The sequence below is a fragment of the Streptomyces sp. MB09-02B genome (assembly GCF_033794485.1).
Taxonomy (GTDB): Bacteria; Actinomycetota; Actinomycetes; order Streptomycetales; family Streptomycetaceae; genus Streptomyces.
Window position 1 is genome coordinate 1 of the sequence record NZ_JARGEE010000396.1, and the last position, 8,183, is coordinate 8,183.

General features: G+C 71.6%; 8 protein-coding genes. 1 reads left to right on the forward strand and 7 read right to left on the reverse strand.

What is annotated here, in order from left to right; genetic code table 11:
- Nucleotides 1-11 precede the first annotated feature (11 nt).
- From fabG to P1P70_RS35745, 7 genes are all read right to left on the reverse strand, one after another.
- Nucleotides 12-797 carry a 3-oxoacyl-ACP reductase FabG gene (gene fabG / locus P1P70_RS35715; protein ID WP_319245210.1) on the reverse strand — a complete coding sequence of 262 codons (786 nt, stop codon included), beginning with the start codon at nucleotides 795-797 and terminating at the stop codon, nucleotides 12-14.
- 121 nt (nucleotides 798-918) lie between these two features.
- Nucleotides 919-1,191, reverse strand: a complete 273-nt coding sequence (locus tag P1P70_RS35720; protein ID WP_319245211.1) for an acyl carrier protein — start codon at nucleotides 1,189-1,191, stop codon at nucleotides 919-921.
- A 109-nt stretch (nucleotides 1,192-1,300) separates the two neighbouring features.
- Nucleotides 1,301-2,518 (reverse strand): ketosynthase chain-length factor, encoded by a 1,218-nt coding sequence (locus tag P1P70_RS35725; RefSeq protein ID WP_319245213.1) that lies wholly within the window; start codon nucleotides 2,516-2,518, stop codon nucleotides 1,301-1,303.
- Nucleotides 2,515-3,822 (reverse strand): beta-ketoacyl-[acyl-carrier-protein] synthase family protein, encoded by a 1,308-nt coding sequence (locus P1P70_RS35730; protein WP_319245218.1) that lies wholly within the window; start codon nucleotides 3,820-3,822, stop codon nucleotides 2,515-2,517. Before P1P70_RS35730 ends, P1P70_RS35725 begins: the two co-directional genes overlap by 4 nt.
- A complete protein-coding gene (locus P1P70_RS35735) occupies nucleotides 3,822-4,151 on the reverse strand; it encodes a TcmI family type II polyketide cyclase (protein ID WP_319245214.1) in 330 nt (109 codons plus the stop codon). The genes P1P70_RS35730 and P1P70_RS35735 overlap by 1 nt, the downstream gene beginning before the upstream one ends.
- 39 nt (nucleotides 4,152-4,190) lie before the next feature.
- Entirely contained in the window at nucleotides 4,191-4,850 is a 660-nt protein-coding gene (locus tag P1P70_RS35740; protein WP_319245215.1) for a TetR/AcrR family transcriptional regulator, read from the reverse strand.
- 52 nt (nucleotides 4,851-4,902) lie between these two features.
- Entirely contained in the window at nucleotides 4,903-6,372 is a 1,470-nt protein-coding gene (locus P1P70_RS35745) for an FAD-dependent monooxygenase (RefSeq protein WP_319245216.1), read from the reverse strand.
- Between the two features lie 402 nt (nucleotides 6,373-6,774).
- Between P1P70_RS35745 and P1P70_RS35750 the strand changes: the two genes are divergently transcribed.
- Nucleotides 6,775-7,704: a hypothetical protein gene (locus P1P70_RS35750; RefSeq protein ID WP_319245217.1), complete on the forward strand. Its 930-nt coding sequence runs from the start codon at nucleotides 6,775-6,777 to the stop codon at nucleotides 7,702-7,704.
- Nucleotides 7,705-8,183 lie beyond the last annotated feature (479 nt).

Below are 8,183 nucleotides of genomic sequence, written 5' to 3' on the forward strand. Positions count from 1 at the left end.
GGGCGGGCGGGTCAGAAGTTGCCCAGGCCGCCGCAGACGTTGAGGGCCTGCGAGGTGATGGAGGCGGCGGTGTCGGAGGCCAGGTAGCCGACCAGGCCCGCGACTTCTTCGGGTGTCGAGTAACGGCCCAGCGGGATCTTCGACTGGAACTTCTGAAGGATGGCCTCCTCGGTGGCGTCGTAGGCGGCGGCGTAGCCCTGGCGGACACGCTGTGCCATGGGCGTCTCGACGTAGCCGGGGCAGACCGCGTTCACGGTGATGCCGGTCGGGGCCAGCTCGTTGCCGAGGGCCTTGGTGAAGCCGACGACGCCGTGCTTGGAGGCCGAGTAGGGGGCGCCCAGGACGACGCCCTGTTTGCCCGCGGTGGAGGCGATGTTGATGATGCGGCCGCGGTTCTTGCCGCGCAGGCCGCCGGTGGTGAGCACCTCACGGGTCAGTCTGAAGACGCTGTTGAGGTTGGTGTCGATGACGTCGTTCCACAGTTCGTCGTCGATGTCCGCGGTGACGCCGCCGCCGCTGCGGCCGGCGTTGTTGACCAGCACGTCCACGGTGGCGAAGCGGTCGACGGCGGCCTGCACGAAGGCACGGGCGTCGGTGGTGGAGCGGACGTCCAGGGTGGTGCCGTCGACGTCGAGGCCCTCGCTCTGCAGCTGCTTGACGGTCTGGGCGACGTTGTCGGCGTTGCGCGCGCCGATGAACACCCGGTGGCCGTGGGTGGCCAGGAGGCGGGCGACGGCGAGCCCGATCCCGCTGGTGGCGCCGGTGACGAGGGCGACCCGCTTGTCTGGCTGCGACATGGCTTGTCTTCTCCAAAGGGGAAAGGAAAGGAAAGGGGGGACTCGAGGGCTCGGGCGCCCGCCGCGCCGGCTGGTGCGCGGCGGGCGCCCGCACAGGGCGTTGGGGGGGTGCGGGTGTGCGCTAGGCGGCGGAGGCGAGTTCGCCGAGGTGGGCGTTGATCGCCACGACGAGGGTGCGCGGGGTGCGGTTGTCGGTGAATATCTCGTCGTCGAGCAAGATGCCGTATTCCCGCTCGATGCGGCCGCCGGTCTCCAGGAGCGCGAGGGACTCATAGCCCAGCTCCTCGAAGTCGGCGTCGAGGATGTCGCCGTCGAGGTCGACGGCCTCGTCCGCGCCGGCGCCCTCCAGCAGGATGCGCTTGAGGTCGTCGATGGTGAATTCCTGGTGCGACATGGGGGTCCCTTTCGTTCGGGTGCCGTACGTGGTGCACGGCGGCGGGGTCGGGTGAGGCACCCGCCGCCGCTCTGGGGGGGGAGGGCGGCGGCGGGTGCCGGCTGGGGGGTCAGTCGACGGCGCGGACGACCACGGCGGAGTTGAAGCCGCCGTAGCCCCGGGCCAGGACCAGCGCGGTGCGCACCGAGGCGGTGCGCGGCTGGCCGGTCACCAGGTCGATGTCGTAGTCGGGCGAGAGCACCACGTTGGTGGTCGGCGGGATCAGGCCTTCGCGGATGGCCAGGACCGCGGAGACGACATCGACCGGAGCAGCGCCGGAGTAGAGGCGGCCGATCATCGTCTTGGGCGCGGTGACGGGGACCCGGGCGGGGCCGAACACCGCGGTGATGGCGTCGGCTTCCTCGCGGTCGAGGTGCGGGGTGCCGGCCGCGTCGGCGAAGACCACGTCGATCTGGTCCGCGGGCACACGTGCGTCGGCGAGGGCCACCTCGATGGCGCGGCGCAGTCCCGGCTCGCGGCCGCTGCCGGGCCTGGGGTCGAAGGTCGCTCCGTAGCCGGCGACCTCGCCGTAGACGTTCTCGGCGTCGCGTTCGAGGGCGGTCTGCTGGTTCTCGAGGATGAGCAGGGCTCCGCCTTCGCCGGGCACGTAGCCGTCGGCGGCCGCGTCGAAGGGGAGGTAGGCGCGCTCGGGCTGGTCGCTGGTGGACAGCCGGCCGCCGGCGATCTGTGCGACCCAGCCCCAGGGGCAGATCGAGGCGTCGAAGCCGCCGGAGAAGATCAGCTTGCTGCCCTTGCGGATCTGGCGTCGTGCCTGGGCGATCGCGTCGAGGCCGCCGGCGTGGTCGCTGACGACGACCCCGCTGGGGCCGCGCATGCCGTTGCGGATGGAGATCTGGCCGCTGTTGACGGCGTAGAACCAGGCGAAGGACTGGTAGGCGCTGACGTACTGGCTGCCCTGGCTCCACAGTTTCCGCAGCTCGTTCTGGCCGAATTCGAAGCCGCCGGACGTCGATGCGGTGACCACGCCCATGTCGAACTCGGGGATGTCGCCGGGTTTGACGCCGGCGTCGTCGAAGGCGCAGTCCGCGGCGACGAGGGCGAGCCGGGTCATCCGGTCGGTCTGCGGGATGAGCCTGCCCGGCAGGTGGTCCGCCGCCTCGAATCCCTTTATCTCGCCTGCCAGCCGGGAGGGGTAGGACGAGGCGTCGAAGCGGGTGATCTTGTCGATGGCGTTCTTGCCGACCCGGGTGGCGGCCCAGAAGTCGTCCACGCCGAGCCCGTTGGGGGTGGCGACGCCGATGCCGGTGATGACTGTCTTGGTGTTCACGCCGTGCTCCTGTCGGGACGGGCCAGCACCATCGCGCTCTGGAATCCGCCGAAGCCGCTGCCGACCGTCAGGACGGCGTCGGTGCGGTGCTCGCGTGCGGTGAGCGGGACGTAGTCGAGGTCGCACTCCGGGTCGGAGGTGTGCAGGTTCGCGGTGGGCGGCACCACGTGGTTCTCCATCGCCAGGACGGACGCGGCGATCTCGATCGAGCCGATGGCGCCGAGCGAGTGGCCCACCATCGACTTGATGGAGCTCACCGGCGTGCGGTAGGCGTGTGCGCCCAGGCTCAGCTTGAACGCGGCGGTCTCGTGCCGGTCGTTCTGCTTGGTGCCGGAGCCGTGGGCGTTGATGTAGTCGATCCGGTCGGGGTTCATGCGCGCTTCGGCGAGGGCCACGTCGATGGCCTCCGCCATCTCCCGGCCGTCGGGACGCAGCCCCGTCATGTGGAAGGCGTTGCAGCGCGAGGCGTAGCCGGCGATCTCGGCGTAGATGTGCGCTCCGCGTCTTTTGGCGCTCTGCAGTTCCTCGAGGACGAAGACGGCGCTGCCCTCCCCCAGGACGAAGCCGTTGCGGGTGTTGTCGAAGGGCCGCGAGGCGTGCTCGGGGTCGTCGTTGCGCGGTGTGGTGGCCTTGATCGCGTCGAAGCACGCCATCGTGATCGGCGAGATCGGGGCGTCCGTCGCGCCGGTGATCATGACGTCCGCGGTGCCCTCACGGATCAGCTCGACGGCGTGGCCGACCGAGTCGAGGCCGGAGGTGCAGCCGGTGGAGACGACGGTGGCCGGGCCCTCGGCGCCCACGGCCCAGGCCACTTCGGCGGCGAAGGAGCTGGGCACGAAGTGGTTGTACAGGTGCGGCGGCGCGTAGGTGTGGTCGACCAGGTCGAGCCGGCCGTCGTCGCTGACCACGCGGTACTCGTCGTCGAGGCCGGTGGTCGCGCCGACCGCGCTGCCGATGGTGACGCCGGTGCGGTGGGGGTCGAATCCGGCGAGGTCGAGCCCGGAGTCGGCGACCGCCTCGCGTGCGGTGACCACGGCGAACTGGGCGGCGCGGTCCATGCGGCGGATGTCCTGCGGAGTCAGGCCGCTGGAGGCGGGGTCGAAGTCGGCCTCGGCGGCGACCCTGGAGCGGAAGCGGGAGGGGTCGAAGAAGGTGATGCCCCGGGTCGCTGTGCGTCCCTCGCTCAGCAGGCTCCAGAAGTTCTTGGCGCCGATACCGCCCGGCGCGAGGACTCCCAGCCCTGTGATGACGACCCGGCGGCCCGCCAGCGGCGGCCTTTCGTCGCGGTCGGTGTGCGGGCGCATCACCGGGCAGCCGTCCAGTCGTAGAAGCGGGTGGCCATGGCGTCGGCCGGGGAGCGCCAGGTCGCCGGGTCGTAGGGCTCGATGAACGGCTTGAGGTCCTGGCTGATCCGGATGAACCGCGGGTCGCTCTTGGCGTCCTCGATCAGTTCGCCGCCGTTGTCGCCGTCGAAGTCCTGCAGGTGGAAGTACAGGCCCTGGTAGGAGAACAGCTGGCGGCGCCGGGTGCCCATGCGGTGCGGCATCTCGCTGCGGTCGAACTCACCGAAGAGCTCGGCGACCTCGGTGCTGGACCGCAGGTCCATCCGGGCCACGATCAGGGTGCTGTGCATGTCTTCTCTCTTCCGTGGGTGGGGGCGGCTGTTCGCGGTTCAGCGCACGGGTGCGGGGCTGAACAGGCGGACGAAGTCCGCCACCCCGTCGGCGATCAGCGCGTCGGTCTCGGAGTCGGCGAGCGGGAGCGCGCCGTGGAACGACCGCTGCACGATCGGGCCTGCGACCAGCTGGACGAAGCGGCCGGCGGCGTGGTCGGTGTCGGCGATGTCGAGGAGTCCCTCGTCGGCGATGCGTCCCAGCCGGCGGGCCAGTTCACGCTGGGCCTGGCGGGGTCCGGCGGTCTGCCACATCTGCAGCACTCCGGCCGGCAGCCGGGTGGCCTCGGCACCGATGTGCCGCACGATGGCGAAATGCTCGGGGAAGGCGGCCAGCGGCGTCAGCCAGGCGCGGCCGAGCGCGGTGAGGTCCCCCTGGAGGTCGGTGATGCGGCCCAGGTGGTTCTCGGCGACGGCCGTCAGCGCGGCGGCGACGGTGGCGGCGCTGTCCAGCAGGACGGAGAGCAGCAGCTGCTCCTTGTCCGTGAAGGACTGCTCGACCGCGGCCTGTTCGAGGCCGGCCTCGACGGCGATGGCCTCGAGGGTGGTGTGCGTCCAGCCTTCACGGGCGAAGACGGTGCGCGCCGCCCGTACGACGGCTCGGCGCTCCTGCGCCGGACCGGCCGGGCCGTGCGCGATCGTTGCCTGGGGCGTGGTCATGGGGGTGTTCCTCCCTGTGAAGGTGCTGCTCGGGGCCGGGGGGGCGCGGTGCTCAGCCGGCCGACGGCTTGCCGAACCACCGCTCGATGGCCATGGGCAGGTCGTGGTGGCTGCCGGGTGCGGCCCAGGCGACGTAGCCGTCGGGGCGTATCAGCACGGCCGTGGTGCCTTCGAGTGCGGCGACCGTGGAGGCGGGGGCGGCGGTGACGATGTCGAGTCGGTCGGCCCAGGCCCCGGCCCGTGCGCGCAGGCGGGGATTGTCGGTGAGGTCGAGCAGCACCCCGCGGGCGCAGTGCAGCAGTTCGGTGCTGGAGGTCGTGCGCCCGGGGCCGGTCAGCTCCAGGTGGGGCATGCGCCTGCCGAGCAGCGGGTGGCTGCCGGTGCCGACGTCGTAGGTGATCTCCAGGCCGCTCACCATGGCGGCGAGGTGCCGGGCGACCTCGTCGTAGCCGATGAGCTCGCCCAGTACCTCGCGCAGCGGCTGCACTTCGGGGCCGCTGAGGAACAGCAGGCCCTGGGCCCGGGTGTTCATCAGCAGCCGTCTGCCGACCGCGTGCCGCTCGCTGTGGTAGGTGTCCAGGAGGTCGGGTGAGGCGGTGTTGTTGACCACGGCGCCGAGTTTCCAGCCGAGGTTCACCGCGTCCTGGATGCTGGTGTTCATGCCCTGCCCGCCGGCGGGCAGGTGGATGTGCGCGGAGTCGCCGGCCAGGATGACGCGGCCGCGACGGTACTCGGTGACCTGGCGGGTCGCGTCGCCGAAGGCACTGACCCAGACCGGCTCGGCGTGCGAGATGTCCTCTCCGGTCAGCCGCTTCCAGGCGTCGGCGACCTCGCCGAAGGACGGCGGGCTCTCGCGCCGCTGCGGGGGCGTGCCGCGCTCGCAGACGATGATGCGGGTGACGCCGCCGGGCAGCGGGCCGACCATGACCATGCCGCCGGGCAGCGTCTCGCCGATCATGCGGGGGGCGAGCTCGATGCCCTTGATGTCGGCGAGGTACATCTCCATCGTGGCGGGCGTGCCGGGGAAGTCGAAGCCCGCGGCCTTGCGCACCAGGCTGCGTCCGCCGTCGCAGCCCACCAGGTAGGCGGCGCGCAGCAGGTGTTCGCCCTCGGGGCCGCGGACCTCGACCGTGACACCGTCGCCGTCGTCCTTCAGCGAGAGCACCTCGTGGCCGCGCCGGATGTCGGCGCCGAGGCCGGCGGCCCACTGCTCGAGGTGGGTCTCGGTGACGGACTGCGGGACGGTCTTGGCCGCCTGCAGGGCGCCTTCCAGGACACCGAAGTCGATCGGCAGACCGCCGAAGTGCCCCTGGCTGCTGGTCTCGAGCGCACCGAAACGCCCCAGGATGCCCCGCTGGTCGAAGACCTCCATGGTGCGGGCGGTGAAGCCGAGCCCCCGGGACTCCCCGGTGCGCTTCTCGAGGCGCTCCAGGACGACGACATCGACCCCCGCGAGCCGCAGTTCGCCCGCCAGCATCATTCCGGCGGGGCCCGCACCCACGACAATCACTGCTGCGTCCATGTACCTCTCCTTGGCCATCTCAGGGTTTTCCTTCAAGGGTTGCCGCATTCGCACTCCGGCGGTCGCACGAATACGGGAGCACTCGCGGCTCAAGACAGAACAGCGGAAGCTAGCAATAAGCTTCTTCACCCCGGAAAGAAATCACAAGGCCCCGCCGTTCAGGTCTCCGTGATGTTCCGTCACGCAGCTACATGACGGGGGTGAGCTGGTCAGAGGAGTTACAGAAGTATGCAAACTCCGCCCGGGGAAGGCGGTCCACGTCAGCTCCCGCAAACGGCATGCGAGAGAACATCGAAATACAGGTCAGAGATTTCACCGCAGTGCGCCGCGGCACTTGCCCGCACCGAACAGAGGAATTACGTTTTTCTTTTTCCGGCAGGTGATGAGGAGCGGGGGGCTACGGTGATGCACGAAACGATCCGTACGGCCAGGGGGGCCATGGGCTGCGCGGGCGCGGGGTGCCGGCGCCGGGAGCCGGCCGGGCCGGCCGTGCGGCCGGCCGCCACCACGGCCCAGCTGTGCCCGTCCTGCCGGCAACGCCTGGTCAGGGAGCTCGGCAGGCTGCCGGCCCTGTACGAGGAGTGTGCGTCGCGCCTCGACGGCAGCTCCGAGCGTGCGCGGGAGAGGACCTCCGGTGGCGCGCTGCCGGGCATGCCCCTGAACACCGCCGCGCTGGAGATCCGTTCGGCCATCGTCTCGGTGCTCGCGTCCTGGTCCACCGTGGTCGCCGAAGAGCGCCGTGTGCGGGGGCCGCGGCGCACGGTTGCGCTGCTCACCGAGTTCCTGCGGCGGCATGCCGACTGGCTCGCCTCTCATGAGGCGGCAGGTGATCTCTCCCTGGAGGTCGCCCGGTTGACGCGCGGCGCGTGGCGGGTGATCGACCCGGGCCCGCGGCGCCGCGTGGCCGTCGGCGACTGCGTGGAGGACGGCTGCCCGGGCGCCCTGAGCGCCGTGGTCCGCCCGGACGGCGCGTCGGTGCCGGCGGAGATCATCTGTGACGCCTGCCCGGAGCACCACTGGTCCGGCCACCAGTGGCTGCAGCTGAGCCGCCGGCTCAGCGCTCGTACGGTCCTGGCCGGGGGCGGTGCGGACGCGGGCGGTGCGGACGCGGGCGGTGCGCCGGCCGGCGGGCGCGAAGGGGCCGGGTCCGAGGGGCAGCCGGTGACCTGGCTGGGCGCGGCTGACGTGGCGCGGCTGTGGAGCATCGCCTCGGGCACGGTCTACCGCCACGCCAGTCAGCACCACTGGCGTCGCCGCAGCGAGCGGGGCCGCACCTACTACCACCACGCCGACGTCGTGCGGACGCTCAGCGCTCCGCGACGCCGGTCCTGAACACCGTCCCGGCCTGCTGGTCACCGGCGCCGAGGAGACATGCCTCGCACCGCCGCCGAGCCGTCGTGGGGTGTGGGGTGTGGGGTGTGGGGCGATCGCGGAAGCGGCGCAGCCCGGCGGCAGCCCGGCAGCCCGGCAGCCCGGCAGCCCGGCAGCCCGGCAGCCCGGCAGCCCGGCAGCAGCGTGGCGGCATCGCGGTGAAGGGCTCTCGTGGAGGTCGCCGTCTTTGGGCAAGGGGAGGTCGCGCTCTGCTTGTCCTGTGCCGTGCTGTGGATGCCGTTCGGTGGTGTGGGGTCACGCCAGGAGACACAGCGGCGCCGGCCGTAGGTCCGCTCGATGGCCCGCCGTGTCGGTATCGGTGGTGAATGTGCTGGTCGTGGGCTTGTGCGTGAGGTCGGCGATCTGGTCGGGCAGTCGGCGCCGGCCACAGAGTCCTGCACGCCCGCGGCCGTGACCGGCACTGCCGGGCGGGCCGGGCG

Excerpts from the sequence above, each read along its gene's own strand:
- fabG (WP_319245210.1), bottom strand. The coding sequence starts at position 797 with ATGTCGCAGCCAGACAAGCGGGTCGCCCTCGTCACCGGCGCCACCAGC.
- P1P70_RS35720 (WP_319245211.1), bottom strand. The coding sequence starts at position 1,191 with ATGTCGCACCAGGAATTCACCATCGACGACCTCAAGCGCATCCTGCTG.
- P1P70_RS35730 (WP_319245218.1), bottom strand. The coding sequence starts at position 3,822 with ATGCGCCCGCACACCGACCGCGACGAAAGGCCGCCGCTGGCGGGCCGC.
- P1P70_RS35735 (WP_319245214.1), bottom strand. The coding sequence starts at position 4,151 with ATGCACAGCACCCTGATCGTGGCCCGGATGGACCTGCGGTCCAGCACC.
- P1P70_RS35740 (WP_319245215.1), bottom strand. The coding sequence starts at position 4,850 with ATGACCACGCCCCAGGCAACGATCGCGCACGGCCCGGCCGGTCCGGCG.
- P1P70_RS35745 (WP_319245216.1), bottom strand. The coding sequence starts at position 6,372 with ATGGACGCAGCAGTGATTGTCGTGGGTGCGGGCCCCGCCGGAATGATG.